The organism is Oharaeibacter diazotrophicus (assembly GCF_004362745.1).
GTDB classification, from domain to species: domain Bacteria; phylum Pseudomonadota; class Alphaproteobacteria; order Rhizobiales; family Pleomorphomonadaceae; genus Oharaeibacter; species Oharaeibacter diazotrophicus.
In genome coordinates this window covers 261,806-288,771 of the sequence record NZ_SNXY01000007.1, presented here as the reverse complement: position 1 = coordinate 288,771, position 26,966 = coordinate 261,806, and the positions used below count along the sequence as shown (strand labels likewise).

The following is a 26,966-nucleotide window of genomic DNA, read 5'->3' as shown; positions in this document are numbered from 1 at the left end:
CTCAAGCGGTCGGCTGCACCGCCTGCAGCCGGCCGCGGCCGGCGTCGTCGGCCATCCGACGGACGGCGTCCTGCACCTTCTCGAAGGCGCGCACCTCGATCTGGCGGACGCGCTCGCGGCTGACGCCGAACTCGGTGGAGAGCTCCTCCAGCGTGATCGGATCCTCGGCGAGGCGGCGCGCCTCGAAGATGCGGCGCTCGCGCTCGTTCAGCACGCCGATGGCGCGCTTCAGCAGCGCCTTGCGCTGGTCGAGTTCCTCGGTCTCGGCGAGGACGGTCTCGGGATCGTCGCGGTCGTCGACGAGCCAGTCCTGCCACTCGCCGCCGTCCGCGTCGGCGCGGATCGGGGCGTTCAGCGAACTGTCGCCGGACAGCCGGCGGTTCATCGAGACGACGTCGTCCTCGCTGACGCCGAGCTTGGTGGCGATCTGGGTGACCTGATCGGGCTTGAGGTCGCCCTCCTCGAGGGCCTGGATCTGGCCCTTGACCTTGCGAAGGTTGAAGAACAGCCGCTTCTGGCTGGCCGTCGTGCCCATCTTCACCAACGACCACGAGCGCAGGATGTACTCCTGGATCGCGGCCTTGATCCACCACATCGCGTAGGTGGCGAGGCGGAAGCCCTTCTCGGGCTCGAAACGCTTGACGGCCTGCATCAGGCCGACGTTGCCCTCCGAGATCACCTCGCCGATCGGCAGGCCGTAGCCGCGATAGCCCATGGCGATCTTCGCCACGAGACGCAGATGCGAGGTGACCAGCTTGTGGGCGGCGTCGCGATCGCCATATTCGAGATAGCGCTTCGCGAGCATGTATTCTTCCTGCGGCTCCAGCATCGGAAACCGCCGGATCTCTTCCAGGTACCGGCTGAGGCCGCCTTCACCGGCGGCGAGCACGGGCAGGGACGGTTGGGCCATGGTCGCACCCCTCCAGGTCGTTGCGGTCCCCGTCTCGTACGGCGGACCGGGCGGCGCCCGCCTCCGCGGCGCGCCGGTCCCCCAATATAGTCACGATCGCGCCGGAAACACGGCCCCCGATCACACGGTTCCGAGAGCACGGAAAGCGTCGACAAGCTCTTCCATATCTTGTGGAAGTTCGCTTTCGAACCGCAATATCTCGTCACTGCCGGGGTGCTCGAACGCGATCAAGAAGGCGTGAAGCGCCTGACGGGGGAAGTTGCGGACCATGTCGGCGAGCGGTTCGGGCAGCCGGTTGGCCTTGGTGAGGAAATGGCGGCCGTAGTCCTGGTCGCCGATCAACGGATGCCCGGCCGCGGCCATGTGGACGCGGATCTGGTGTGTTCGCCCGGTCTCGAGGTGGCATTCCACCAGCGAGGCGATGGCGTCGCGGCCGGCGCGCGCGGGGAAGCGCTCGACCACCTCGTAGTGCGTCACGGCCTCCTTGCCGCCGTGCTTCACCACCGCGATCCGGGTGCGGTCGGTGGTTGAGCGGCCGAGCGGGGCGTCGATGGTGCCGCGGAACGGCTCCGGGCTGCCCCAGACCAGCGCGAGATAGCCGCGCTCGAGCGGCCCGGTGCGCCCGTGGTCGGCGAACTGGGCGGAGAGCGCCTTGTGGGCCTGGTCGGTCTTGGCGACCACCATCAGCCCGGTGGTGTCCTTGTCGAGCCGGTGCACGATGCCCGGCCGGCGCACGCCGCCGATGCCGGACAGGCTGTCGCCGCAATGGTGGATCAGCGCGTTGACGAGGGTGCCGGTCCAGTTGCCGGCGGCCGGATGGACGACGAGGCCGGCCGGCTTGTCGATCACGATCAGGTCGTCGTCCTCGTGGACGACCTCGAGCGGGATGTCCTCGCCCTTCGGCTCGGGATCCTCGGCCGGCGGCACGTCGACCGTCAGCACCTGCCCGGGACCGACCTTGCGGCCGGGATCGTCGACCACGGCGCCGTCGACGGTCACCCGGCCCTCCTCGATCAGCGCCTTGAGGCGCGAGCGGCTGAGTTCGGCGACCGCCTCGGCCAGCAGCTTGTCGAGGCGTTGGCGCGGGGCCTCCGGCGGCACCGTCACGGTGGTCGCCGCGCCGGCGGGCGCGTCGTCGTCGTCGAGATCGAGGGGGTCGGCCATCACGTGTTTCCGCTGGTTCGTCGGTCCCGCCGTCGACAAACGCGGGCCTGTTGGATAAACGCGGCGACGATCCGGCGCAACGACCCCGAGGATGCCCCATGGCCGACCGCTTCGACGACAAGGACGACGACGAGCCGCTCGACCCGGCGGTGGAGCGCATCCAGCAGCGCCTGCGCCGGCTGATCCTGGTCTCGGGCGGCACGCTCGCGATCGGCGTGCTCGCGGTGCTGTTCGCCGTGGTCTGGCGGGTGATGCACCTGCAGCCGTCGAAGGGCGCCACCTGGACCGCCACGATCGAACTGCCGGCCGGGGCCACCATGGTCGCCAGCGACGTCGACGGCGACCGTGTCGCCGTCACCCTCGACGGTGCCGACGGCCGTGCGATCCAGGTCTACGAACTCTCGACCGGCCGCCTCGTCGGCCGCACGGTGCTGATCGCCCGCTGAGACGGCGGACCCCGTCGCCCGCAAAGGGCCGGCGGCGGGGCAAGCGCGGCCGCCCGCGCGACGCGGGCGGCCGGGATCAGAGCCCCCAGGCCGCCAGTGCGCGCTGGAACACCTCGCCGCCCGGCGTGCCCTTCTCGAAGGTGAGGATGGCACGGCGGCGGTTGAGGTAGCGGATCGGCACGTCGATCCACTCGCGCTCCTTGAGCAGCGCGACGTTGCGGACCGCGTCCTGATCGGCGCCGGACAGCGCGAGCCAGAACAGGTTGTCCGACACCTTCGCGACGGCGCCGATCAGCGGGTCGCCGCGGGCGTCCTCGGTCTGCTTCAGGATCAGGCCCGGAGTGGTGTCGATGCCGCGGCCGGGGAAGTCGGACGGCAGGTCGAAGCGCATCTCGGCGATGTGGCTCGCCGGCAGCGCCTGATCGGTGTTGCGGCGGATCGACAGCACCAGCTTGATCTTGCGGTCCGGCACCTCGACGGTGGCGCGGATCTGCGGCACCGGCGCCTCGCCGGGCAGCACCGGCTCGTCGACCAGCGTCCACAGCACCTGCCCCTCAACGCGGGCGCCGTCCGAACCGGGGATCGGCTCCTCGTAGAGGATGGCGCGCTGGGCGACCAGCACCACCGGCTGGTTCGCGGCCGGGGCCGGCGTCGTGGTGGTCGGGGCCGGCGCGGCGGTGTCCGTGCCCGTCGGCGCGGGGGCCGCGGGCGTGACCGGCTCGGTCGTGGTGGTGGTGCCCTCGGGTGGCGCGAACGCCGGCGGCGGCACGTCGACGCCGGGCGGCGGCGTGCCGGCGGTGTCGGCCGGCGGCGGTGCGACGGGCTCGGTGGCGACGGGCTCGGTCGTGGTGGGCGTCGCCGGCTCCGCCGGCGGCGGCGTCGCGGCGGGCGCGGTGGCGGCGGGCGGGGTCTGCACCGGCTCGGTGGCGGCGACGTCCGTGGTCGGCGCGGTGGCGGCGGGCGGGCTCGCGGGCTCGGCCGGCGCCGCGGGCGGCGGCGGCGTGCCGGGCTCGGCCTCGACCGCGGTGACGCGCTCGGTGGCGACGGCCTTGGCGTCCGGCGCGGCCGGCATCGGCTCGCCGTTCTGCGGCAGACGGTCCGGGATCTTGGGCTCCAGCGCCTCGCCGCCCTGGTCGGACGGCTGCACCGCGGCGACGTCGGCGCCGGAACGGGTGTCGCGCTCGCCGAGCAGCGGGCCGATGCCGACCTGGCTGATCGCGTAGGCCGCGGCGCCGCCGGCCACCAGCAGCAGCGCGACCACGGCGGCGATCACCATGCGCTTGCGACGGTCGCCGTCGGGCGCCGACATCGGCTCGGCCGCGTCGGCCGGCGCCTCGTCGAGCGGGCGGCGACGGCGCACCGGCGGCTCGATCGGCGCCTCGAGCGGCGGCGGCGGCACGACCGGGCGGCGCGGTTCGGCGCCGGCGAAGCCGGGCTCGATCTTGTCCGGCTCGGCCACCGGCAGCCGCGGCTCGAGCTCGGTGTCCTCGATGGCGTCGCGGGCGTGGCGGACGGCGTTGGCACTGGCGCCGCCGAGCGCCTCGGCCTGACGCAGCGTCTTGGCGAGAGCGTCGACGCCGGCGCCGATCCGCGGCTCGCCGGCCGCGGGCGCCTCCGCGGCGGGCTGATTCGCCTGCGGCTTCGGCGCGACCTTCTGCGGCGCCGGACCGGCCGGCTTCGCCGGCTCGGCCTTCTTGCCGGCGGGCTCGGCGCGCACCGGGGCGGGCTCGACCTTCTTGGCGGCCGGCTTCGGCGTGGTCTCGCCAGCGGCCTGCGGGCCCGGCGCGGCGACGGCGGGCGCCGGCTTGTCGGCGGCGGGCTTGGCGGGCGCGGGCGCGGCCGGCTTCTCGGCGGCCGCCTTTTCGGATGCCGGCTGGTTGGCGTCCGGCTTGGCCGGGGCCGGCTTGGCGGCGGCGGGCGGCTCGGGCTTCGGCGCCGGCGCCTTCTCCGGCGCGGGCCGGGCGGCGGCGGGCGCCGCCTCGGGCGCGGCGGCCGGCTTGTCGGCGACCGCGGCGGCGGGCTTGTCCTGGGCCGGCTTCTCGGCTGCGGCCTCGGCACGCACCGGTTCGGCCGCGGCCGGCGTGGCGGCCGCCGGTGCCGCCCGCGGCGGCGGCGCGGGCGTCGGCGGCGCGTGTTCCTGAGCACCGAGGCCGAAGGCCGCGCCGGCGACCTCCGCCTCGACCCGCCGGATCGATTCCTCGAGCTGGAGACGCTGCGTCGTGATGTCCCCCGGACTCAGCGGGGGATCATAGGACTGCAATTGCCGGACGAGGGCCTGACGCGCCTTCTCGTAGACCGCCCGTCTCGCCTCTCCGGAACTGGAGGGAAGCGAGGAGATCGCGCGCTTCAGTACCGGGTAGTAGTCGGCCATCGAACAGCGTCTCTCCTGCGGATTCCGGGCGCCTCAACCGTTAATCCTGAAACGGGTCCTGGACAAGAATCGTGTCCAGCCGGTCCGGGCTGGTCGACAGCAGCGCCACCGGCGCGCCGATCAGTTCCTCGACGAGGCGGACGTACTTGATCGCCTGCGCCGGCAGGTCGGCCCACGAACGCGCCCCGGCGGTGGACCCGCTCCAGCCCTCGATCGTCTCGTAGACCGGCACCACCTTGGCCTGGGCCTCCTGGCTGGCCGGGAGGTAGTCGATCGTGCGGCCGTCGAGCTCGTAGGCGACGCAGATCTTGATCTCGTCGAGGCCGTCGAGCACGTCGAGCTTGGTCAGCGCGATGCCGTCGATGCCCGAGCAGCGCACGGTCTGGCGCACCAGCACGGCGTCGAACCAGCCGCAGCGGCGCTTGCGCCCGGTGACGGTGCCGAACTCGTGGCCGCGGGTGCCGAGGAAGTCGCCGACGGAATCGGTCAGCTCGGTCGGGAACGGGCCCTCGCCGACGCGGGTGGTGTAAGCCTTGGTGATGCCGAGCACGTAGTCGAGCGCACCCGGCCCGAGGCCCGAGCCGGTCGCGGCCTGACCGGCCGTGGTGTTCGACGAGGTGACGTAGGGGTAGGTGCCGTGGTCGTTGTCGAGCAGCGCCCCTTGGGCGCCCTCGAACAGGATGCGCGCGCCGCCGCGGCGCTTCTCGTCGAGCAGACGCCACACCGTGTCCATGTAGGGCAGGATGAAGTCGGCGACCTCGAGCAGCTCCTCGCGGATCGCCTCGACCGTGATCTCCGGCTGGCCGAGGCCGCGGCGGAGCGGATTGTGGTGGGCGAGCAGGCGCTCGATGCGCTGGGTCAGCACGTCGCGGTCGGCGAGGTCCATGACGCGGATGGCGCGGCGGCCGACCTTGTCCTCGTAGGCCGGGCCGATGCCGCGCTTCGTGGTGCCGATCTTGGTGCCGGCCGCGGCGGAATTCTCGCGCAGTTCGTCGAGTTCGCGGTGCAGCGACAGGATCAGGCTGGCGTTCTCGGCGATGCGCAGGCGGTCCGGGCCGACGGTGACGCCCTGTTCGGCGATCCGCGTGACCTCGCGCTTGAAGGCGTGCGGGTCGACGACGACGCCGTTGCCGATCACCGACAGCTTGCCGGGACGCACCACGCCCGAGGGCAGCAGCGACAGCTTGTAGGACACCCCGTCGATGACGAGCGTGTGGCCGGCGTTGTGGCCGCCCTGGAATCGGACGACGACGTCGGCCCGCTCGGACAGCCAGTCGACGATCTTGCCCTTGCCTTCGTCTCCCCACTGGGAGCCCACCACGACTACGTTCGCCATCGGCCGACCGGTCCCGTTCTTCTCTGCCTGAACCACGTCCGGCGGCGGCGCTTCTCTGTTCGGGGGGAGCCGTCCGCACGGAAAACCCCGATGCCGGGGGCATCGGGGCTGGCCGGACTATAGTCGTCCCGGCCGACCAATCCAAGCACGAGCGCATGCCTCACTTGGTCTGACCGGCGCCGGCGGCTCAGCACTTCGGCGTGCCGAGCTCCACCTTGAACTGACGCGGCCCCACCATCGCCGACTGGCCCTCCGGCGCCGGCACGTCGCGGATCCAGGCCGCCACGGCGCAATGGCCGTAGGTGACGCGGTAGAGGTCGATCTCGACGTACTCCACCTTCTCGATCACGTCGGGGGCGCTGATGTCGGCGACGGCCGAAACCACGGCCTCGAACTCCCGCGCCCGCTGGTACCACGGCGGCAGCGCCGCCGACGCCGCCACGCAAGCCTCCGCCAGCACCACCGCGGCCAGCACGACGCTCGCCGATCCCCTCGCGACCATGATCCCCTGCCCCTGTTGTCGACCGCAGCTCCCGGCCGGTCCGGACGAATTTCCACCACATCGTAACGGATCCGAAAGCGAAACGGTATACACGGGAAACACGAAGGCAGAACGGGGCGCCCATGGCGAGACCATCGATCGTCACCAAGGCGCTGACGCAGGCGATCTTCAGGATCGCCGTCGTGTCGATCTGTGCCGGCGCGATCTCCTATTTCTACAATCGCAGTGCGATCGACGAATCGGTGCGCGAGCAACTTCTGCTCACGACCGAACAGAAGCTTCAGCGGGAATCCCTGCCCTTCGTCGAGATCCGCGACCTCGAGCACAACTTCCTGCGGGAATTCGAGCGCCGCCGCGCCGAACCCGGCGCCGACGACGCCCTCGCCGCCGACTTCGACCGCTTCTTCGTACGCCGCGACGACGGCTCCTACGTGCAGCGCCCCGGCATCTTCGAGGGCGAACCGCTCGCCGACGGCCGCCGTTTTCCGCAGATGTCGGCGACCTACGCGCCCGACACCCCGCCCGACCGGGACGTCAAGGCGCGCTTCGCGCTCGCCTTCCTGTTGTCGGAGAAATACGGCTCCGCGCTCGGCGACCGCGTGTTCAACTTCTACGGCGTCGTACCGGAGAAGGGCTTCCCGATCCACCAATCGGTCGACATCTCGAAGGTCTTCACCTATTCCGGCCCGGACAAACTCGACCTCGACGATTACGAGTTCTATACGCGCGGCTTCACCGCCACCGAAGACGCCACGATCTTCACGAAGATCTACTACGATTATTCGAACCGGTCGTGGATGACGACGATCGCGACGCCGGGCGGTCGTGCCGCCGACGGACGATGGACGATCCTCGCCAGCGTGGACATGCCGCTGTTCGACCTGATGCAGCGCACCGCCGAGCCGACCCTGCACGGCTCCTACAGCACGATCTTCACCCGCGACGCCGAGGGCACCCTCGTCTTCGACGCCGCGCACACCGCCGCCATCACCGGCAGCGCCGGGCAGGCGTCGATCCGCTCGCTCGGCCTCGCGGACCGCTATCCGGTGCTGACCGCCGCCCTGACGACCACCGGCGGCGTCGCGATCGTGACGACGGCCGACGAGATCGTGGCGGTCGGCCACATCCCCGGCACGCCCTGGGCGCTCGCGATCCACTATCCCAAGGCGCTGATGGCGCCCGCGATCCTGCGCAACCTGATGATCGTCGTGCTGCTCGGCCTCGCCACGCTGGTGGTCGAGGTGTTCCTGCTGCGCTCGATCCTGCAGGATCAGGTGGCGCGACCGCTGGCCCGTCTGGTGCGCGCGGCGCAGAGCCTCGGCCGCGGCGGCGGGCGGTTCGACCGGGCGACGCTGCCGCCGCCGAGCGGCGACGAGATCGGCACGCTCGCCGAGGCCTTCGCCGACATGACGCGCCGCGTCGACGACGCCCGCGAGCAGTTGGAAGACCGCGTCCGCGCGCGCACCGAGGATCTCGAGGCGATCAACCTGCGCCTCGTCCAACTCAGCACCACCGATCCGCTCACCGGCCTCGCCAACCGCCGCCAGCTCGACGTTTCGATGGAGGCGGCCTGGACGGCGGCGCGCTCCGACGGCCGCCCGTTCGCCCTCGCCATGATCGACGTCGACTGGTTCAAGCTCTACAACGACGGCTACGGCCATCAGGCCGGCGACGCCTGCCTCGGCACCGTGGCGGCCCGCCTGCGCGGCGCCGTTCCGAAGGGGCATCTCGTCGCCCGCTACGGCGGCGAGGAGTTCGCCGTGCTCATGCCGGACACCGATGCCGACGCCGCCCGGCGCCTCTGCGAGGCGCTCGCCCGGTCGGTCGGCACCCCCGCGATCCCCCACGAGGGCTCGCCGCTCGGCCGCGTCACCATCAGCATCGGCGCCGTCGCCTGCGGCGCCGGCGACTGCCGCGGCGTCGACGCCCTGCTGCGCGCCGCGGACGCCGCGCTCTACGACGCCAAGGCCGCCGGCCGCGACCGCATCCGCGTCGCGACCCCCGCCGCGGATGCCGCCGCGGCCTGACGGCTTCGGTCGGACGGGGCCGGATTCGCGGTGGCCGTTCGGCCGCCAGGCCGCTATCAAGGGCGCCTTCCGCGGAGACGCCATGACCCTGCCCCCCCGACTCGCCCGCCGCCTCTACGACAACCCCTATGTCGTGCTCGCCGGCGCCAGCCTGTTCTGGGCGGGCAACGTGATCGCCAGCCGGATCGCGGTCGGCGAGGTGTCGCCGATGGCGCTGACGGCGCTGCGCTGGCTCGGCGTCATGGTCCTGCTGCCGGTGATCGCGCGCGGCGCGCTCCGGCGCGACTGGCCGGTGCTGCGCCACCGGCTGCCCTACGTCGCGCTGATGGGCACGCTCGGCTTCACCGCCTTCAACGCCTTCTACTATGTCGCCGCCCACTACACCGCGGCGGTCAACATCGGCATCATCCAGGGCGGCATCCCCGGCCTCGTCTTCGTGCTCGCCTTCCTGTGGCGGGGAACGCCGGCGCGGCCGGCGCAGGTGATCGGCATGGTCGCGACGCTGGTCGGCGTCGCCGTGCTCGCCGCCAAGGGCGACCTCGCCACCCTCGCCGGGCTCGACTTCAACGTCGGCGACGTGCTGATGGTCGGCGCCTGCGTGGTCTACGCCGTCTACACGGTGCTGCTGCCCGACCGGCCGGCGGTGGCGGGACTGTCCTTCTTCGCCGGCCTCTCGATCGCCGCCTTCGTCACCTCGCTGCCGCTGCTCGGCGCCGAGATCGCGCTCGGCGCCTTCCACGCCCCCTCGGCGATCGGCTGGGCGACCGTCGCCTACTGCGCCGTCTTCCCGTCGGTGCTGAGCCAGATCTTCTTCGTGCGCGGGGTCGAGTTGATCGGCCCCGGCCGTGCCGGCGTCTTCGTCAACCTGATCCCGGTGTTCGCCTCGGTGCTCGCGGTCGTCGTGCTCGGCGAGGCGTTCCACGCCTATCACGCCGCGGCGCTGGCGCTGGTGCTCGGCGGCATCCTGTTCGCCGAGCGGGTCGGCCGTCCGCGCGCCGGCTGACCGGCGCGGATATCGGGTGGCGCGCCCGCCGCCGCCGTCGCACCTACCGGTCGCGCCGACCGCTGGAGATCGTCCGTGTCCCGTACCGCCTGGCTGCTGCTGATCCTGCTCTCGCTGCTCTGGGGCGGATCCTTCCTCACCGCCCGGATCGCCGCGCCGTCGATTCCGCCGTTCACGCTGGTGTTCGTGCGCGTGCTGCTGGCCGCGGTCGCGCTCAACCTCGTGCTCGCCGCCACCGGCCGCCGGCTGCCGCTCGACGCCCGCAGCCTGCGCGACTTCGCGGTGATGGGCCTCCTCAACAACGTTGTGCCCTTCGCGCTGATCTTCTTCGGCACCCGCACCATCGGCGCCGGGCTCGCCTCGATCCTCAACGCCATGACGCCGATCGCGACCGTGCTGGTGATGCATGCCGCGACCACCGACGAGAAGATCACCGCCCCCAAGGCCGTCGGCGTCGCCTTCGGCTTCGTCGGCGTCGCGGTGCTGATCGGCGCCGGCGCCCTCGCCGGCCTCGGCGAGCACCTCGCCGCCGAACTCGCCTGCCTCGGCGCCACGGTGTCCTACGCCTTCTCGACGTTGTGGGCGCGCCGCTTCCGCGGCCGGCCGCCGCTGGTCACCGCCACCGGCCAGCTCACCATGGCGACCGTGGTGGTCGCCCCGCTGGCACTGATCTTCGAGGACCCGCTGGCACTGCCGATGCCCGGCCCGGACGTCGTCGCCGCCGTGCTGTTCCTGGCGCTCGCCGCGACCGCCCTCGCCTACGTGATCTTCTTCAGGATCCTGACGCTCGCCGGCTCCAACGTCATGCTGGTCACCTTCCTGGTGCCGGTCAGCGCCATCCTGCTCGGCGTCGCCGTGCTCGGCGAACGGCTGGAGCCGCGGCACTGGGCCGGCATGCTGCTGATCATGGCCGGCCTCGCCGCCATCGACGGCCGGCTCTGGCGGAAGCTGACGGGCAGGAGCTGAAACGACGAAGGCCGGGGTGGTCGCCCACCCCGGCCGTGCGATTTCACATCTGTCGGGTATCAGAACGTCAGCGCGCGGGCCTGGCGCACCGCCGGGATCGCCTGGACCTCGGCGAGCAGCTCGGCCGGGATCTCGCCGTCGACCTCGACGAGGCAGATGGCGTCCTCGCCGGGGGCGTGGCGGCCGAGGGCGAAGGTGGCGATGTTGATGCCGGCGTCGCCGAGAAGGCCGGCGAAGCGGCCGATGAAGCCCGGCTTGTCCTCGTTGGTCACGTAGATCATCGAGGGGGCGAACTCCGCCTCCATCTTGATGCCCTTGATCTCGACGATGCGCGGGCGGCCGTCGGCGAAGACGGTGCCGGCGACGGCGCGCTCGCGGTCGGTGATCACCACGAGGCGGATCAGGCTGTCGTAGTTCTCGGCGCTCTCGCGGCGGAGCTCCGAGACCTGGATGCCGCGCTCCTTGGCCATGATCGGCGCCGAGACCATGTTGACGGTCTGCAGCAGCGGCCGGAGCACGCCGGTGAGCGCCGCGGCGGTGAGCGCGCGGGTGTTCATGCCGGCGACGTCGCCCTCGTACTCGATGCGGATGCCCTTGATGCCCTCCTCGGTGAGCTGGCCGGCGAAGGAGCCGAGCTGCTCGGCGAGTTTGACGAAGGGCGTCAGCCGCGGTGCCTCGTCGGCGGTGATCGAGGGCATGTTGAGGGCGTTCTGCACCGCACCCTTGATCAGGTAGTCGGCCATCTGCTCGGCGACCTGCAGCGCCACGTTCTCCTGGGCTTCCGTGGTGGAGGCGCCGAGGTGCGGGGTGCAGACCACGTTCGGATGGCCGAATAGCGGGTGCTCGGTGGCCGGCTCGACCTCGAAGACGTCGAGCGCGGCGCCGGCGACGTGGCCGCTGTCGAGGGCGGCCTTGAGGTCGGCCTCGACGATCAGGCCGCCGCGGGCGCAGTTGATGATCCTGACGCCCTTCTTCATCTTCAGGATCGCCGAGATGTCGATGATGTTGCGCGTCTTGTCGGTCAGCGGCGTGTGCAGCGTGATGAAGTCGGCGCGGCGGAACAGCTCGTCGAGTTCGACCTTCTCGACGCCGAGATCGACGGCGCGCTCGGCCGACAGGAACGGGTCGTAGGCGACCACGTGCATCCTGAGGCCGATGGCGCGCTCGGCGACGATCGAGCCGATGTTGCCGCAGCCGATCACGCCGAGCGTCTTCGACGTCAGCTCGACGCCCATGAAGCGGTTCTTCTCCCACTTGCCGGCATGGGTGGAGGCGTTGGCCTCGGGGATCTGGCGGGCGAGCGCGAACATCATGGCGATGGCGTGCTCGGCGGTGGTGATCGAGTTGCCGAACGGCGTGTTCATGACGATCACGCCCTTGGCGGTCGCCGCGGGCACGTCGACGTTGTCGACGCCGATGCCGGCGCGGCCGATCACCTTCAGGTTCTTGGCCGCCGAGATGATCTTCTCGGTGACCTTGGTCGCGGACCGGATCGCGAGGCCGTCGTAGTTGCCGATGATGGCGAACAGCTTGTCCTTGTCCTTGCCGAGATCGGGCTGGTAGTCGACCTCGACGCCGCGGTCCTTGAAGATCTGGACGGCGGTGGGGGAGAGCTTGTCGGAGATGAGGACGCGGGGGGCCATGGGGGTCTCTTTCGGTGCAGGGGTCACGGCAGGGCGCGGTCGACGGCGAACCAGGTGGACAGGTCGTCCGGGTCGACGCCCGAAGCGAAGGCCAGGGCGAAGTCGATCGCCACGGCGCGGTCTCGTCTCCCGCCGATCGCGACGACGAGGCCCGTGGCTCCGACGTCGATCGCGGCGGTGAAGGGGATGTCGGACCCGGGGACGATCGGGTCCTCGCGGCACGCGAGGGCGAGGCTGGTCCGGTCGCGGTGGAAGCGCAGGCAGACGAGGCGTTCGCCGGGCTCCGGATCGCCGGTCCCCGTCCCGGCGACGGCGAAGGTCGCCGTCACGGGCCGGTCACCGGCGGGAACAAGGACGGCGAGCCGGCCGACGTGGTCGCACCGCAGTCCCGCGGGCAGGTCGACGGCGACCTCTCGGGCCGCGACCTCGACCCCGGCTTCTCCGATCCCGGGTTCGGCGGCGACCACCAGGGTCACCGGACCGAGCGGGGTGTCGACACGATGGATCGTCGTCATCCCGCCTCGCCGCGCCTTCGCGCCTCACGCCGCCAGGGCGAGCCCGGCCTTGGTCTTGGCGAAGACGTGGTCGAGCCACGGCGTCAGCGCCTCGAGGTCGGAGGTCTCGACGGTGGCACCGCACCAGATCCTGAGGCCCGGGGGGGCGTCGCGGTAGGAGGCGATGTCGTAGGCGACACCCTCCTTCTCGAGGGCGGCGGTGAAGGCCTTGACGAAGGCCTGCTGGCCGGCGTCGTCGAGCGCGGCGATCGCCGGATCGACGAAGGTCAGGCAGACCGAGGTGTTCGAGCGCGTCGCCGGATCCTTGGCGAGGAAGTCGACGTGGTCGGTGCGGGCGACCCAGTCGGCCAGCACCTTGGTGTTGGCGTCGGCGCGGGCGACCAGCGCCGGTAGGCCGCCGATCGACTGCGCCCACTTCAGGGCGTCGAGATAGTCCTCGACCGCGAGCATCGACGGCGTGTTGATGGTCTCGCCCTTGAAGATGCCCTCGATCAGCTTGCCGCCCGAGGTCAGGCGGAAGATCTTCGGCAGCGGCCAGGCCGGCTTGTAGCTCTCGAGCCGCTCGACGGCGCGCGGCGACAGGATCAGCATGCCGTGGGCCGCCTCGCCGCCCAGCACCTTCTGCCAGGAGAAGGTGACGACGTCGAGCTTGGCGAAATCGAGCTCCTGGGCGAAGGCCGCCGAGGTGGCGTCGCAGATCGTCAGGCCCTCGCGGTCGGCGGGGATGAAGTCGGCGTTCGGGACGCGGACGCCCGAGGTGGTGCCGTTCCAGGTGAAGACCACGTCGTGGTCGAAGTTGACCTGGGCGAGATCGGGCAGCAGGCCGTAGCCGGCCTTGAATTCACGGGCGTTCGGCAGCTTCAGCTGCTTGACGACGTCGGTGACCCAGCCGGAGCCGAACGACTCCCAGGCGAGCAGGTCGACCGGGCGGGCGCCGAGCAGCGACCACAGCGCCATCTCGACCGCGCCGGTGTCCGACGCCGGCACGATGCCGATGCGGTAGTCCGCCGGCACGCGCAGCACGTCGCGCGTCAGGTCGATCGCTTCCTGGAGCTTGGTCTTGCCGATCTTGGCACGGTGGGACCGGCCGAGGGCCGCTCCCTTCAGAACCTCGACGGACCATCCCGGGCGCTTCGCGCAGGGGCCGGAGGAAAAATGAGGGTTCGCCGGCTTGGTGGCCGGAGCGGCGGTCGTCGTCATGTCTGTCCATCCTCTCAGATGGGCGCCCCTCGTTGGGGAGGAGTGTCCCGCCGCCGTGACTACAGAAGCCCGGCGGCCCCGTCAAGGCCGCCGGCATCGGGAAAACCACGCGCCGGCCGCGACGCCGTCACGGCCGGTACCGACGTCCGATCAGCGCCGTGGCACCGTCGGCGTCCTTCTGCAGCCAGAACACCAGGAAGTCCGTGCCGACGATCGGGGCCACGGCCTTCGGCTCGTATTGCTCGCCGGCGGTGGTCTCGGTGAGCGGGAAATGCTCTTCCCATCCCCAATTCGGCGCCCGCCGCAGCGTGCCGTAGACGCCCGCCCCGTCGCGGTCGGGCGAGGTGAACACCGTCAGCCAGCCTTCGAGCCCTTTCACCCACTCGGTCGAGGCGTCGATCTGAGCGCCGCTCTCGTCGCGCCCCGCCACGATGCGATCCGAGCCGGCGCAGTCCTCGGCGGCGACACAGCGTGTCTGCCGCAGGTTGGTCGGCCCGGCGCCGCCGGGCACTTCGTTCGCCCAGGTGGCGACCATCGTCAACGGCGAGGGCATCCCCTCGAGGTCGATCTGCGGCGAGGGATACTGCAGCCAGCCCATGGCGCCGAGCCAGCGACCTTTGCCGAGCGGCCGGCCGCCGGCGTCGAAGCGTCGGATCGTGGGCCGCGCGGTGATGCCGGCGGTCCAGCCGGCGGTGAAACCTCGTCCGTCCGGGGAGAAATCGGGCGTGACGGCCAACCCGAAGGTGGCCCAGGTTCGCGTCGCCACGACCACGGGATCGCCGACCTCTGCGAAGCCGGCGGCGGCCGGCGCGAAGATCCGCGCCCGTACGGTGAGGTCGTCGATCTCCGCGCCGTCCGCGTGGGCGAGCACGAAGCGCCCGTCCAGGAGGTAGGCCAGCACCGGATGCAGCATGTCGAGGCCGGGCGCCGACAGTTGCTTCGAGGCGATCAGTTCGCCCGCTGGCGAGACGTAGCCGAGCCAGATCCGCCGCCGTCCGTCCTCGCCCGGCAGCGTCCCGGCGACGACGGCATGATCGCCCCAAGGCGTGCCCGGCACCGCCGCGGCGGACGCCACGAGGCCCCGGAAGTCCGCCGTCCCGAAGGTCGTCACGACGCGACCGTGACAGCTGGCGAGTGCCGTCGACGGACCGTAGGCGCAGAACTTCAGTTCGGTCCGCCCGCCGGCGACGGGCCGCGTCCAGAACAGCGCCGCCGAGCGGCCGAGCTTGGTCGGCGCGTGCAGGAGGCCGGGACCGGTGTCGACGACGACATCGCGCCCGATCGCGTAGCGGACCGCGACGCGGGCATGGGCCGGGGAGGTGACCATGAAGCCCGAGCGGGCGGTCGGCCAGTACGATGCCGACAGCGTCTTCAGGCCCTCCCGGGCGACGGTGAAGGTCACGGTCGCCCGGCCTTGGGCGTCGAGGGTGCCGATACCGACGTCGTCGCTGGCGTCGAGCAGGAAGCGCACTCTCCCGACCGGCACGGCATGCGACGGCGCGACGGCCGTCACGGTCGCGGTGGCGGTGATCGGCTCGCCCGTGTGGAACCACTTGGCCGGCACCGACAGCGTCAGCCGGGTCGCGGCGCTCTCCACCTGCAGCCGCACCGGCGCCGAATCCGAGGGGCCGTAGGCGTCGGTGCCGCGGTAGTGCGCGATCACGGGGGCGACGCCGAGCGACGGCGCGTCCACCAGCAGGCCGGCCTTGCCGTCCGCGACGACGGCCGAGCCGAGGACCGTTCCGCCCCGCTCGAACTCGACCGTGCCGCCGGTGACCCGCGTCGTCGTCCCGGCGAGACGCACCCCGGCGTCGAGCCTGACCGTCTGGCCGTGGACGGCCGTGCCCGGCTTGACCGTCAGCTTCGTCGTGGTGGCGTCCGCGGCGGACGCGGCGGTCGCGACGAGGAGCACGAAGGACGCCGCCAGGGCCGCCACCGCCGCGCGCCGAACCGGAAGATCGAGCATGTCCGCACCCTCCCACCGTTTGCGGCACGCTACCGCCGAAGGGCGGGAACGGGTATCGGGGGCACTACTCGAGGTGGCGGCATCGATGCCCCGCTCCGCCCCGGAACGGCGAAGGGCGACGCCCGCCGGCGCCGCCCCTCGCAGTCCCTCGTCGCTTCCCGTCCCGTGCCGGTCAGGGGACGAAGTGGCGCGCGATCAGCGAGGTCGTGCCGTCGCCGTTGTCCGTCAGCCAATAGGCGACGAAATCGGGCTCGACGCCCAGGACGGCGGCGATGCTCGGCGCACTCTGGGCGCCCTTCGTCGTGGCGTTGAGCCGGAAGTCCGCGGACGTCGCCTTGCCGGTCTTGTCGAACAGCTTGCCGTAGATGCCCGTCCGGTCGGCGTCGGGGGACGTCCAGACGGTGCCCCAGCCGCCGAGCGTGAAGCCGGTGCTGCGGGCCTGCGACTGCGAACCCCTGGGGTTGGTCGCGATGCCCGCCAGCTGCAGGCCGTTGCCGCCGACGTCGTGGCGGCGGATCCGGACGTCGAGCGGAGCGGACGCGCCGGTGGCCTTCCGGGTCCAGGTGGCGACCATGCCCATCGGCTCGCCGATGCCCTCGACGTCGAGTTCGGTCACACCCTCCGACGCCACCGGGTCGATCGCCCTGGCTTCGCCGAGCGCCTTGCCCGTGCCGTCGTAGCGACGGACGAACGGTTGCGCGCCGTCGACCACCCAGCCGACCGAGAAGCCCTTGGTGGTGGTGCTGAAGTCGGTGGCGACCGACGTCACCGCCACCGGCTTCGCCGACGTCGCGACCACGATCGGGGCGCCGACCGGCGTCGGGCCCCTCTCGATACCCCCCTGCGTGTAGATCTGCGCGAAGACCGTGGATGCGCCGGAGGCGTCGACCGCCGCGTAGGTCAGCACGAAGTTGTCGCTGGCGAGCACTCCGAGTGCCGGCGCCAGGACGTCGCGGCCGGCGTCGGCCAGCTCGAGCGTGCCCTCCAGCCCGGTGGTTCGGTCGATGCAGGCGAGCCAGATCGACTTCGTCGCGAAGTCGGGGTCGGTGATCACGCCGGCGACGGCGACGGAGCTTGCACCATCGGACGTCGGCAGACCGGTCGGCGACATGGTCAGGTCCGAGAGCGTGATCTCGGCGGGCATCACGACTTTTCTGCAATGCACGTTGGAAATCGTGGTCATGGAGGAGTGGTAGCAGACATTGACGACCTTCGACGCGCCGTTGCGTCCTCGCTGGGCCCAGGCCACGGCCGGTTGCCTCCCGAGCGTCGCGACCGCATAGGTCATGTCCCGGCCGGTGGCGAGCACGACCTCGTTGGAGGCGGCATAGGTGCCCTCGACGAAGGCCGTCTTCGACGTCGAAGCCTGGAAGCCGAGCTTGGCCGTCGGCTTGTAGGTCGCGACCAGCTGGTAGGTCCGTGGCAGCGGCGCCGAGAGTTTGAGCGACGCCTTGCCGGCCGCGTCGAGGGCGACCGTGCCGAGCACCTTGGTGTCGAGCTTGAACTGCACGGAACCCGTGGGCACGGCCATCGACGGCGCCGACGCGACGACCGTCGCCGTGGCGGTGAACTTCGATTTGACGTGGAACGACGTGCCCGGCAGCGTCAGTGCGGTGGTCGTCCTGGCGTAGGACACCAGCAGCGCGGCCGCCTTCGAGGTCGAGGCGGTGTCGTCGCCGCTGCCACCGAAGGCCGCCGTCGCCCCGGCCGCACCGGCCTTCGGCGCCGGAACCACCAGGGTCGCCTTGCCGTCGACGACGGCGGCGCTGCCGAGCGCGACGCCGCCGCGCGTGAACGCGACCGTGCCACCCGAGACCGGCGTCGTGCCGCCTTTCCGCGTCACCGTCGCGGTGAAGGTCACCGGCTGGCCGTAGACCGCCTTGGCCGGCGACACCGCCAGCGCGGTGACCGTGTCGGCGGCGAGCGCGGGACCTGCCGGCGCGAAGGCCGATGTCAGGAGAACGGCGGCCGCGAAATACCGGCGCCAATTGGAATTCGACATCGTGCCCCTCCGCGACGCGTCCCGTCGGACGGGGACGATAGCGGCGCGGTTGCGCCGAAACAACGCGGCAACGCCTCGTACGGTTAGCGATTTCGCAATCGGGCCAAGGGGTTCCGCCACCGCCGAGTGCGACCGCCCCGCCAAGGTCCCGCGCCGGGGCCGTCGCGGCGCGGCGTCCGGCGGGCGGGACCGGTCGGCACCACGCGCCGGCGCCGTCGACGGGTCCTGCCGTGCCCGCGAGAAAAAGGGGCGGCGCCCCGCGGCACCGCCCCCTTTGCGTCGTTCCGACGACGTCCCGTGCCGGTCAGGGCAGGAAGCGGCGTGCGGTCAGCGATGACGTGCCGTCGCCGTTGTCGGACAGCCAGTAGACGATGAAATCGGGCCTGCCGTGCAGGCCGACGGCGATGGCCGCCGAGGACTGGACGCCCTTCGTCGTGGCGTTGAGCCGGAAGTCCGCCGACGTCGCCTTGCCGGTCTTGTCGAACAGCTTGCCGTAGATGCCGGTCCGGTCGGCGTCGGGCGACGTCCAGACGGTGCCCCAGCCGCCGAGCTGGAATCCGGTGCTGCGGGCCTGCGACTGCGCCCCCTTCGGATTGGTCGCGATGCCCGCCAGATTCAGGCCGTTGCCGCCGACGTCGTAGCGGCGGATCCGGACGTCGAGCGGAGCAGCGGCGCCGGTCGCCTTCTGGGTCCAGGTGGCGACCACGCCCATCGGCTCGCCGATGCCCTCGAGATCGAGCTCGGACACGCCCTGCGTCGCCACCGGGTTGATCGCCTTGGCATCGCCGAGCGCCTTGCCCGTGCCGTCGTAGCGACGGACGAACGGCTGCGCGCCGTCGACCACCCAACCGACCGAGAAGCCCTTGTTGGTGGTGCTGAAGTCGGTGGCGACCGACGTCACCGCGACCGGCTTCGCCGACGTCGCGACCACGATCGGGTCGCCGACCGCCGTGAACACCCTTGTCACGCTGTCCAGTGTGTAGATCTGCGCATGGATTGTGGACGTACCGGCGGCGTCGACCGCCACGTAGGTCAGCACGAAGTTGTCGTTGGCGAGCACCGTGAGGGCCGGCGCGTGGACGCCGCCGACGGGGCCGGTCAGCGTGACGGCATGCCGAAGGGCGCCCCTGTTGTCGATGGTGGCGATCCAGATCGACTTGGTCGCCGCGCCGGTTGCGGTGATCACGCCGGCGACCGCGATCGTCTGGGAGCCCTTGGATGTCGGAAGGCCGGTCGGCGACATCGTCAGGTCCGAGAGCGCCGCATTGGCGAGCGTCGTCGCCTTCCTGCAAGGCCCGGTCGACGGCGTCCCGCCCTCCCAGTGGATGCAGATCGTGACGTCCGTCGAGGTGCCGTCGCTGCCCCGCTTGGCCCAGACCACGGACGGACTGTACTGGAACGTCGTCGCCGCGTAGATCAGGTCCCGGCCGGTATCGAGCACGGCCTCACCGGAAGCGGCGTAGGTGCCTTCGACCAGCGCCTTCGGCGAGGTCGAGGCCTGGAAGCCGAGCTTGGCCGTCGGCTTGTAGGTCGCCACCAGCTGATACGACTGCGGCAGCGGCAGCGCGAGCTCGAGCGACGCCTTGCCGGTGGCATCGAGGGCGACCGTGCCGAGCACCTTGGTGTCGAGCTTGAACTGCACCGAGCCGGAAGGCACCGCCACCGACGGCGCCACCGCGGCGACCGTCGCCGTGGCGGTGAACTTGGTGTCGGTGTGGAACGACGTGCCCGGCAGCGTCAGCGCCGTCGTCGTCTTGGCGAAGGACACCAGCAGCGACGCCGCCTTCGAGGTCGACGCCTTGTCGTCGCCGCTGCCACCGAAGGCCGCGGTGGCCGAGGCCGCGCCGGCCTTGGGGGCCGCGACCACCAGGGTCGCCTTGCCGTCGACCACGTCGGCGCTGCCGAGCGAAACGCCGCCGCGCTTGAACTCGACCGTGCCGTCCGAGACCGGCGTCGTGCCGCCCTTCTGCGTCACCGTCGCGGTGAAGGTGACCGGCTGGCCGTAGACCGCCTTGGCCGGCGACACCGCCAGCGAGGTCACCGTGTCCGCCGCGAGGGCCGCACCCGCCGGCGCGAAGGCCAGACCGGCGAGAACGGCGGCCGCGAAGCGCTTGCGCCAGTGGGAATTCGACATCATGCCCCCCGAGAGGTGTCCCGATGGGCGGCGACCTTAGCGGCGGCGGTTAACGGAGACAATGCACTAACGCCCCACATGGTAACCATTCGCGTGAAGAATCCGCGGGTTCTGCCACCGGGCAGTGCAGTTGCACCGCCGCGGACCCGCACCGAGGGTGAGCGCCGACCGCGGTGCGGGCGAGGTCCGACTGCGCCACGCGCAACGAAAAAGGGCGGCACCGCCGGCGCCGCCCTTCGTCGTTTCGGGGCCGCCCGCCCGGATCAGGGCTTGAAGCGGCGCGCGATCAGCGAGGTCGAGTTGTCGGCGTTCTGGTTCAGCCAGAAGCCGAAGAAGTCGCGGGACAGCGCGCCCGACGCCAGCTTCGGCTCCTTCTGGATGCCGGCCGTCGTGACGTTCAGCGGGAACTCGGGCGACGTGGCCTTGCCGGTCTTGTCGAACAGCTTGCCGTAGACACCGGTCAGGAACGCGTCCGGCGACGCCCAGACGGTGCCCCAGCCGCCGAGTTGGACGAGCACGTCGCTGTAGGACTGCGACTGCGCACCCTTCGGGTCGGTGGCGGCGCCGGTGATCGCGAGGCCGTTGCCGGCGACGTCGTAGCGGCGCGCGCGCACGTCGGTCGGCGCGGCGGCGCCGGTGGCCTCCTCGGTCCAGGTCGCGATCACGCCCGTCGGCTGCACGACACCCTCGAGGTCGAGCTGCGTCAGGTTCTGCTTCGCGACCGGGTTGATCGGCTTGGCGGCGCCCATCGCGATGGCGCTGGCATTGTAGCGGCGGATGTAGGCGACCGAGGTGTCGACGACCCAGCCGACCGAGAAGCCCTTGATCGCCGTGCTGTAGTCGGTGGCGACCGACGTCGAGAGAACCCGCGCCGTCGACGTGGCGACCACGACCGGATCGCCGACCGCGCGGAGCGACTTCGTTTCGATCTGGAAGACCTTGGCGTTGACCGTGGAGGCACCGGTCGCGTCGATCGCCGAGTAGGTCAGCACGACGTCGCCGTTGTAGAGAGAGGTCACCGACGGGGCGAGCACACCGAGACCGGGGCCGGTCAGGGTGGTGGAGGCGACCAGCTTGCCGTCGACACCGATGTAGCCGACCCACACGGACGAGGCCTTGGTGACGGGGTCGATGATCACGCCCGCCACCACCAGCCCGGAGACGCCGAGCCCCACATTGACCGCCGCCGTCGCGACCAGATCCTTGAAGTTCCGGGCGTCGATCGTGGTGGTCGCGACGCAGCCGGTGGTCGTGGGCGCGGCTTCGGACAGCAGGAGGCAGGTCTTCAGGTCGGTCTTGAACTGGGCGTTCTGCTTGGCCCAGACCACCATGACACCCGACGCGTTCTTGGCCGTGGCATAGGTGACGTTGTTGCCCTTGCCGAGTTCGACCTCGTCCGAGACGGCGTAGGTGCCCTGGAAGGCGACCTTCTTCGAGGTCGAGGCCTGGAAGCCGAGCTTGGCCGTCGGCTTGTAGGTGGCGACCATCTGATACGGCACCGGCAGCGGCACCTGGAGCTGCAACACCGCCCTGCCGTTCTCGTCGAGGGGGACGGTGCCGACCACCTTGGTGCCGAGCTTGAATTGAACCGAACCGGCAGGCACCGCAACCGACGGCGCCACCGCGCCGACTTCCACCATGGCGTTGAAGTTGGTCTTGGTGTGGATCGTGTAGTCCGACAGCGTCAGCGCCGTGGTCGTCTTGGCGAAGGACACCAGCAGCGCCGTCGCCTTCGAGGTCGATGCCTTGTCGTCGCCGCTGCCGCCGAAGGCGGCGGTGGCCGAGGCCGCACCGGTGGCCGGGGTCGCGACCACCAGGGTCGCCTTGCCGTCGACGACGGCGGCGCTGCCGAGCGAGACGCCGCCGCGCTTGAACTCGACCGTGCCGCCCGAGACCGGCGTGGTGCCGCCCTTCTCGGTCACCGTCGCGGTGAAGGTGACCGGCTGGCCGTAGACCGCCTTGGCCGGCGACACCGCCAGCTTCGTCACCGTGTCGGCCGCGAGGGCCGTGCCCGCGGGCGCGAAGGCCAGACCGGCGAGAACGGCGGCCGCGAAATGCGTGCGCCCGTGGAAAATCGACATCGTGCCCCCCCGAGAGGTGTTCAGACCGGCACGGACGTTAGCTGCGTGTTTTGACGGACACAATGCGGCAAGACCCCAAATGGAGGCTCGTCCTTGAAAGAAATCGCGTCTTTCACCACCTCCAGCCGCGCCTGCGCCTTCGCGAACCCGCCCCGAGCGAAACAATCCGCCCGGCGCGCGCGACCGTGGTCGCCACCGTGGCCGCCCACGCGACGTGAAAGGGGCGGCGCCGACGGCGCCGCCCCCGATCGTTCCCGTGCCGTCCGGTCCGTCGATCAGCGGGTGAACCGCCGGCCGACCAGCGTGTCGACGCTGGAGCCCGGCGCGCGCGACCGCCAGAACACGTAGAAGTCGTTCGGGCGCTTCAGCGACAACGTGGTGGCCACTTCCGGCCCGTCCTGGTCACCGGCGTTGCCGGCGTTGACGGCGAATTCGCCCCCGATCGCCTTGCCGGTGGCGTCGAACAGCTTGGCGGCGACGCCGGAGCCGGACGCGTCCGGCGTCGTCCACACCGTCGCCCAGCCGAACGTCCGGAACCAGTCCTCGTCCGGCTGGCTCTGCGCGCCCTTGGGGTCGGTCGCCACGCCGGTGAGCGCGAGGCCGTGGCCGGCGACGTCGTAGCGTCGCATCCGCACGTCGAGCGGCGCCGCGGTCTTGGCGGCGGCCTGCTGCCACGCCGCGACCGTGCCCATCGGCTTGACGACGCCGGAGATGTCGAGGTTGTCGACGTCCTCCGCCACCACGGGCGAGATCGGCTTGGTCGGGCCGACCGGATCGCCGCTCGCCTTGTAGCGCTGCACCTTCGGGATGCCGCCGTCGATCCAACCGACGTAGAAGCCCTTGGTGGTCGAGGCCATGTCGGTGCCGACCGCCGTGTCGACGATCACGCCGTCGCTGCTGGCCACCAGCACCGGCCCGCCGACCGGCGACAGGTCGCCGGCCTTGAAGCGGCGGTAGTAGACCGACGAGCCGCCGAGGCTCGGATCCTGCGCGACATAGGCGACGATCACCTCGCTGCCGATCGTGGCGGCCACGGATGCGCCGCTGTAGAGCAGATCGTCGAACACGGCCTTGTTGATCAGCGCCAACGGCGACGACTTGAACAGCCCCACGTAGAGCGACCGACCCGATTTGCGGTTCGGCACCGTGGCGACGACCGCGCCGAGGTTGACGCCGGGCAGCGTCAGGCCGCCGATGGAGGTCTCGAGGTCGTCGACCCCGGTCACCCCGAAATTCTCGAGCAGCACCGGCGTGCAGGCGGACAGGTCCGGCGCGGCGTCGCCGACCTCGCAGCCGAACAACTGGGACGCGCCCTTGTCGTCGACCGTCCAGAGCACGTCGCTGTTGGCGAAGCCGATCTTGCCGGCGGCGAGCTTCAGGTTGGCACCGCGGGCGATCACGGTCTCCGGACCGGTCGCGTAGCTCGCCTCGAAGATCAGCGGCCGCGAGGTCGAGGCCTGGAAGCCGGCATCGGCCGAGGCGGCCTTGAAGATCGCGAGCAGCCTGTAGGGACCGGCCGCCGCCACGGTGAACGGCAGCGAGGCCGTACCGTCGAGGCCGACCACGGCGCTGCCGATCGTCCGGGCGCCGAGACGGAACGTCACCGAGCCGACCGGCGACGCCTTGGAGGGCGCCAGGGCCTGGACGGACGCCTTGGCGATCATCGTGGCGCCGGGGCGCGGGGTCCCGAGCAGCGTCAGGGCCGTCGAGGTCTTGGCGAGGCCGACGATCAGGCCGGCCGGCCGCGAGGTCGAATCCTCGAAGGCCTCGGTGCCGTCGTAGACGGCGACGACCGGCTTCGCACCGGGCAGCGCGCCGGCGACCTCGATGATCGCCAGGCCGCCGGAGACCATGGCGATGCCGAGCGACAGGTCGCCGCGCTTGAACTCGACCGTGCCGCCCTCGACGGCGACCACGTCGCCGGGCGCCTTGACGGTCGCCGTCAGCGTGACCGGCTGGCCGTAGACGGACTTGTTGGGCGAAACCACGAGCGACGTGACCGTCTTCTCGCCGGCGAAGGCGCCCCCCGCGCCGAATGCGAGCGTGGCACCGACGAGCGCGTGGACGCCGAGATGGCGCAGATGGTGGAACATGACCCCTCCCGGAAAATAACTGTCAAAAGACTTCGGTACGCATCGAACACATGTCACAACGCGAAAAGTCTACGCCGAAACAAACCGGAAAGACAGGCCCTCGGGGTCGAGGTCGAACGGGCTCTGCGCCCGCCGCGCGAAAATGCGAAAAGCCCGGCACGGGGGCCGGGCTCTCGGGTCTCGGATCGGGCGGCGCGGGGGCCGCGGATCGGTCAGTAGAGGTTGTAGCGCAGACCGAGGCGGACTTCGTGGGCGTCGATGTTCTTGTAGTCGATCCGGGTCGTGGTGCCGTCGCCGGCGGTGATCACGCCCGACTGGGCATCGCCGAGGTTCAGGTAACGGTAGCCGAGGTCGACCGACCACTGCGGGTTGATGGCGTAGGACGCGCCGGCCATGAGGGCCCAGGCGAAATTCCACTTGCCGTCGCCCTTGTAGTCGTCGCGGGTGTTGTCGTAGCGCGAGTAGACGTCGTCGGTGAGCAGGTAGCTCGCGCCGATGCCGGCGCCGACGTAGGGCGTCACACCGTAGTAGGTGCCGAGGTCGACGTAGCCGTTGACGAGGGCACTCCACGCCGAGATGTCGGCGAACTCGCGCGAGTAGGTGTCGGTGCAGCCGCCCGGGCAGAACAGACGGCTCGAGAAGGTCGAAGGGGTCTCGTAGTCGAGCGTGACGTCGGCGCGCAGGTAGTCGTTGAACTTGTAACCCGCGCCGATGCCGACCGCGAAGGCGTCGCCGGCATCCTCGTGGAAGCCCTTGGCCGTCGAGGCGTCGAAGCCGGCGTAGTTCGAGTTGGACAGGGCCATCTCGGGATCGCCGTAGACCTTGTAGCCAATGTCGCCGCGCAGGTACCAGCCACCGACGGCCGGCAGCGGCAGCGGCTCCGGCGTGTCGATCACCGGGGGATACTCGGGCATGTCCGCGGCGCGGACCGCGCCGACGGGCGCCAGGCAGACGATCGCGGCCGCCAGGGCGAAGGTCGAAGCCGTGAGGAGAGAGCGCATGGATCCAATCCCTTCTGGACGCGACCGACCGGTTGCACCGCCCGATCGGAATTCGCTTCGGGATCGACCTTAGGAGACGACGGTTAATCGGGACTTAACCACGTCGATTAACCTTGCCGCAGCGTATAGGGATTGCCGTGTTTCGGAACGAAGACACCCGCGGACGCTGGTCCGCGGGTGTCGGAACGGCTTCGGACGACGGTGAAAGGGTCAGGCGGCGACCCGAGCGATCGCGTCGACGATGTCGCCGACCACCTCTTCGACCAGCGGGGCGTCGTCGCCCTCGCCCATCACGCGAATCAGCGGCTCGGTCCCGGACGGGCGCACCAGGATGCGGCCGCCGGCGCCGAGGCGCTCCTGGGCGCGGGCGATCGCGGTGCGGACGTCGTCGAAGTCGAGCGGCTTGCCGCCGCGGGTGCGGACGTTCTTGAGGATCTGCGGCACCGGCTCGAAGCGGTGGCAGACCTCGCTGACGGGCCGGCCGTGCTTCTTGACCACGGCGAGCACCTGCAGCGCCGCCACGAGACCGTCGCCGGTGGTGGTGTAGTCCGACAGCACGATGTGGCCGGACTGCTCGCCGCCAACGTTGTAGCCGTGGGCGCGCATCGCCTCGACGACGTAGCGGTCGCCGACCTTGGTGCGCAGGAGCTCGAGGCCGAGGCCCTGGAGATGGCGCTCGAGGCCGAGGTTCGACATCACCGTGGCGACGATGCCCGGCCGCGCCAGCCGGCGGTCCTCGGCGAAGGACTCTGCCACCACGGCCATCAGCTGGTCGCCGTCGACCACCTGCCCCTTCTCGTCGATGATGATGACGCGGTCGGCGTCGCCGTCGAGGGCGATGCCGATGTCGGCGCGCACCTCGTGGACCTTGCGCCGCACCGCGGCGAGCGAGGTCGAGCCGCAGTCGCGGTTGATGTTGAGGCCGTCCGGCTCGACGCCGAGGGTGACGACGTCGGCGCCGAGTTCCCACAGCACCTCCGGGGCGACCTTGTAGGCGGCGCCGTTGGCGCAGTCGACCACGACGCGCAGGCCCCCGAGCGAGATCTGCTTGGGCAGCGTACGCTTGGCGAATTCGACGTAGCGGGCGCGGTCGCCGTCGACGCGCTTGGTCCGGCCGAGGTCGGACGAGCCGGCGAGGCGCGACGACAGGTCGGATTCGATCAACTGCTCGATCTCGGCCTCGACCTCGTCGGAGAGCTTGTAGCCGTCGGGCCCGAACAACTTGATGCCGTTGTCGGCAAAGGGATTGTGCGAGGCGGAGATCATCACGCCGAGGTCGGCGCGCAGCGAGCGCGTCAGCATCGCCACCGCCGGGGTCGGCACCGGTCCGGTCAGGAACACGTCGACGCCGACGGCGGTGAAGCCGGCGGTCAGCGCCGGCTCGATCATGTAGCCGGACAGCCGCGTGTCCTTGCCGATGACGACGCGGTGGCGATGGCTGCCGCGGCGGAAGGCGAGGCCGGCGGCCATGCCGACCTTCAGCGCGACGTCGGGCGTGATCGGGAAGCGGTTCGCCGTGCCGCGGATGCCGTCGGTGCCGAAGTAGGTGCGGGCCATGGGGGTTCCGAGGGTTCCAGTCGTTCCGAGAGCGGGGATCGTCCCATCT

19 protein-coding genes are annotated in these 26,966 nt (G+C 71.2%); 4 read left to right on the top strand and 15 right to left on the bottom strand.

Annotated features, from left to right (window positions below; translation table 11 throughout):
* Position 1: 1 nt before the first annotated feature.
* Both rpoH and EDD54_RS09845 read right to left on the bottom strand, forming a co-directional pair.
* Complete coding sequence (gene rpoH, locus EDD54_RS09850) at positions 2–910, bottom strand: RNA polymerase sigma factor RpoH (protein ID WP_126541003.1); 909 nt, start codon at positions 908–910, stop codon at positions 2–4.
* Positions 911–1,030: 120 nt separating this feature from the next.
* Complete coding sequence (locus EDD54_RS09845) at positions 1,031–2,074, bottom strand: RluA family pseudouridine synthase (RefSeq protein ID WP_126541002.1); 1,044 nt, start codon at positions 2,072–2,074, stop codon at positions 1,031–1,033.
* A gap of 98 nt (positions 2,075–2,172) precedes the next feature.
* Between EDD54_RS09845 and EDD54_RS09840 the strand changes: the two genes are divergently transcribed.
* Complete coding sequence (locus EDD54_RS09840; RefSeq protein ID WP_126541001.1) at positions 2,173–2,520, top strand: DUF6476 family protein; 348 nt, start codon at positions 2,173–2,175, stop codon at positions 2,518–2,520.
* 76 nt (positions 2,521–2,596) lie between these two features.
* On the opposite strand, the gene EDD54_RS09835 is transcribed toward EDD54_RS09840, so the two are convergent.
* From EDD54_RS09835 to EDD54_RS09825, 3 genes are all read right to left on the bottom strand, one after another.
* Positions 2,597–4,891, bottom strand: a complete 2,295-nt coding sequence (locus EDD54_RS09835; RefSeq protein ID WP_126541000.1) for a hypothetical protein — start codon at positions 4,889–4,891, stop codon at positions 2,597–2,599.
* Positions 4,892–4,931: 40 nt separating this feature from the next.
* Entirely contained in the window at positions 4,932–6,227 is a 1,296-nt protein-coding gene (locus EDD54_RS09830) for an adenylosuccinate synthase (RefSeq protein ID WP_126540999.1), read from the bottom strand.
* Between the two features lie 187 nt (positions 6,228–6,414).
* Positions 6,415–6,729, bottom strand: a complete 315-nt coding sequence (locus tag EDD54_RS09825) for a hypothetical protein (RefSeq protein WP_126540998.1) — start codon at positions 6,727–6,729, stop codon at positions 6,415–6,417.
* 122 nt (positions 6,730–6,851) lie between these two features.
* On the opposite strand from EDD54_RS09825, the gene EDD54_RS09820 reads away from it, so the two are divergent.
* The 3 genes from EDD54_RS09820 to EDD54_RS09810 all read left to right on the top strand — a co-directional run bounded on the left by EDD54_RS09820 (position 6,852) and on the right by EDD54_RS09810 (position 10,725).
* A complete protein-coding gene (locus EDD54_RS09820; protein WP_126540997.1) occupies positions 6,852–8,756 on the top strand; it encodes a GGDEF domain-containing protein in 1,905 nt (634 codons plus the stop codon).
* An 82-nt stretch (positions 8,757–8,838) separates the two neighbouring features.
* The gene (locus EDD54_RS09815; protein ID WP_126540996.1) at positions 8,839–9,759 is read left to right on the top strand and encodes a DMT family transporter; all 921 of its coding nucleotides are present in this window, start codon (positions 8,839–8,841) and stop codon (positions 9,757–9,759) included.
* Positions 9,760–9,834: 75 nt separating this feature from the next.
* Positions 9,835–10,725: a DMT family transporter gene (locus EDD54_RS09810; RefSeq protein ID WP_245515716.1), complete on the top strand. Its 891-nt coding sequence runs from the start codon at positions 9,835–9,837 to the stop codon at positions 10,723–10,725.
* 59 nt (positions 10,726–10,784) lie between these two features.
* Here the strand turns inward: EDD54_RS09810 and serA are convergent, their stop codons facing one another.
* The 10 genes from serA to glmM form a co-directional block, all read right to left on the bottom strand.
* Complete coding sequence (gene serA / locus EDD54_RS09805; RefSeq protein ID WP_126540995.1) at positions 10,785–12,368, bottom strand: phosphoglycerate dehydrogenase; 1,584 nt, start codon at positions 12,366–12,368, stop codon at positions 10,785–10,787.
* A gap of 23 nt (positions 12,369–12,391) precedes the next feature.
* Positions 12,392–12,883 (bottom strand): hypothetical protein, encoded by a 492-nt coding sequence (locus EDD54_RS09800; RefSeq protein WP_126540994.1) that lies wholly within the window; start codon positions 12,881–12,883, stop codon positions 12,392–12,394.
* A gap of 24 nt (positions 12,884–12,907) precedes the next feature.
* Positions 12,908–14,083, bottom strand: a complete 1,176-nt coding sequence (locus EDD54_RS09795; protein ID WP_126540993.1) for a phosphoserine transaminase — start codon at positions 14,081–14,083, stop codon at positions 12,908–12,910.
* 127 nt (positions 14,084–14,210) lie between these two features.
* Positions 14,211–16,049 (bottom strand): Ig-like domain-containing protein, encoded by a 1,839-nt coding sequence (locus EDD54_RS09790; RefSeq protein WP_126540992.1) that lies wholly within the window; start codon positions 16,047–16,049, stop codon positions 14,211–14,213.
* Positions 16,050–16,221: 172 nt separating this feature from the next.
* Complete coding sequence (locus EDD54_RS09785; protein ID WP_126540991.1) at positions 16,222–18,051, bottom strand: Ig-like domain-containing protein; 1,830 nt, start codon at positions 18,049–18,051, stop codon at positions 16,222–16,224.
* Between the two features lie 304 nt (positions 18,052–18,355).
* Positions 18,356–20,188, bottom strand: a complete 1,833-nt coding sequence (locus EDD54_RS09780) for an Ig-like domain-containing protein (protein WP_126540990.1) — start codon at positions 20,186–20,188, stop codon at positions 18,356–18,358.
* A 260-nt stretch (positions 20,189–20,448) separates the two neighbouring features.
* Positions 20,449–22,266 (bottom strand): Ig-like domain-containing protein, encoded by a 1,818-nt coding sequence (locus EDD54_RS09775; protein WP_126540989.1) that lies wholly within the window; start codon positions 22,264–22,266, stop codon positions 20,449–20,451.
* 275 nt (positions 22,267–22,541) lie between these two features.
* On the bottom strand, positions 22,542–24,359 hold the full coding sequence (locus EDD54_RS09770; RefSeq protein WP_126540988.1) for an Ig-like domain-containing protein: 1,818 nt from the start codon (positions 24,357–24,359) through the stop codon (positions 22,542–22,544).
* Positions 24,360–24,571: 212 nt separating this feature from the next.
* The gene (locus tag EDD54_RS09765) at positions 24,572–25,360 is read right to left on the bottom strand and encodes an outer membrane protein (RefSeq protein WP_126540987.1); all 789 of its coding nucleotides are present in this window, start codon (positions 25,358–25,360) and stop codon (positions 24,572–24,574) included.
* 210 nt (positions 25,361–25,570) lie between these two features.
* Entirely contained in the window at positions 25,571–26,917 is a 1,347-nt protein-coding gene (gene glmM / locus EDD54_RS09760; RefSeq protein ID WP_126540986.1) for a phosphoglucosamine mutase, read from the bottom strand.
* Positions 26,918–26,966: the final 49 nt, after the last annotated feature.

Bases quoted from the DNA above. Each gene is read 5' to 3' on its own strand.
- rpoH (WP_126541003.1), bottom strand. From the start codon at position 910: ATGGCCCAACCGTCCCTGCCCGTGCTCGCCGCCGGTGAAGGCGGCCTC.
- EDD54_RS09845 (WP_126541002.1), bottom strand. From the start codon at position 2,074: ATGGCCGACCCCCTCGATCTCGACGACGACGACGCGCCCGCCGGCGCG.
- EDD54_RS09840 (WP_126541001.1), top strand. From the start codon at position 2,173: ATGGCCGACCGCTTCGACGACAAGGACGACGACGAGCCGCTCGACCCG.
- EDD54_RS09835 (WP_126541000.1), bottom strand. From the start codon at position 4,891: ATGGCCGACTACTACCCGGTACTGAAGCGCGCGATCTCCTCGCTTCCC.
- EDD54_RS09830 (WP_126540999.1), bottom strand. From the start codon at position 6,227: ATGGCGAACGTAGTCGTGGTGGGCTCCCAGTGGGGAGACGAAGGCAAG.
- EDD54_RS09825 (WP_126540998.1), bottom strand. From the start codon at position 6,729: ATGGTCGCGAGGGGATCGGCGAGCGTCGTGCTGGCCGCGGTGGTGCTG.
- EDD54_RS09820 (WP_126540997.1), top strand. From the start codon at position 6,852: ATGGCGAGACCATCGATCGTCACCAAGGCGCTGACGCAGGCGATCTTC.
- EDD54_RS09815 (WP_126540996.1), top strand. From the start codon at position 8,839: ATGACCCTGCCCCCCCGACTCGCCCGCCGCCTCTACGACAACCCCTAT.
- serA (WP_126540995.1), bottom strand. From the start codon at position 12,368: ATGGCCCCCCGCGTCCTCATCTCCGACAAGCTCTCCCCCACCGCCGTC.
- EDD54_RS09800 (WP_126540994.1), bottom strand. From the start codon at position 12,883: ATGACGACGATCCATCGTGTCGACACCCCGCTCGGTCCGGTGACCCTG.
- EDD54_RS09795 (WP_126540993.1), bottom strand. From the start codon at position 14,083: ATGACGACGACCGCCGCTCCGGCCACCAAGCCGGCGAACCCTCATTTT.
- EDD54_RS09790 (WP_126540992.1), bottom strand. From the start codon at position 16,049: ATGCTCGATCTTCCGGTTCGGCGCGCGGCGGTGGCGGCCCTGGCGGCG.
- EDD54_RS09785 (WP_126540991.1), bottom strand. From the start codon at position 18,051: ATGTCGAATTCCAATTGGCGCCGGTATTTCGCGGCCGCCGTTCTCCTG.
- EDD54_RS09780 (WP_126540990.1), bottom strand. From the start codon at position 20,188: ATGATGTCGAATTCCCACTGGCGCAAGCGCTTCGCGGCCGCCGTTCTC.
- EDD54_RS09775 (WP_126540989.1), bottom strand. From the start codon at position 22,266: ATGTCGATTTTCCACGGGCGCACGCATTTCGCGGCCGCCGTTCTCGCC.
- EDD54_RS09770 (WP_126540988.1), bottom strand. From the start codon at position 24,359: ATGTTCCACCATCTGCGCCATCTCGGCGTCCACGCGCTCGTCGGTGCC.
- EDD54_RS09765 (WP_126540987.1), bottom strand. From the start codon at position 25,360: ATGCGCTCTCTCCTCACGGCTTCGACCTTCGCCCTGGCGGCCGCGATC.
- glmM (WP_126540986.1), bottom strand. From the start codon at position 26,917: ATGGCCCGCACCTACTTCGGCACCGACGGCATCCGCGGCACGGCGAAC.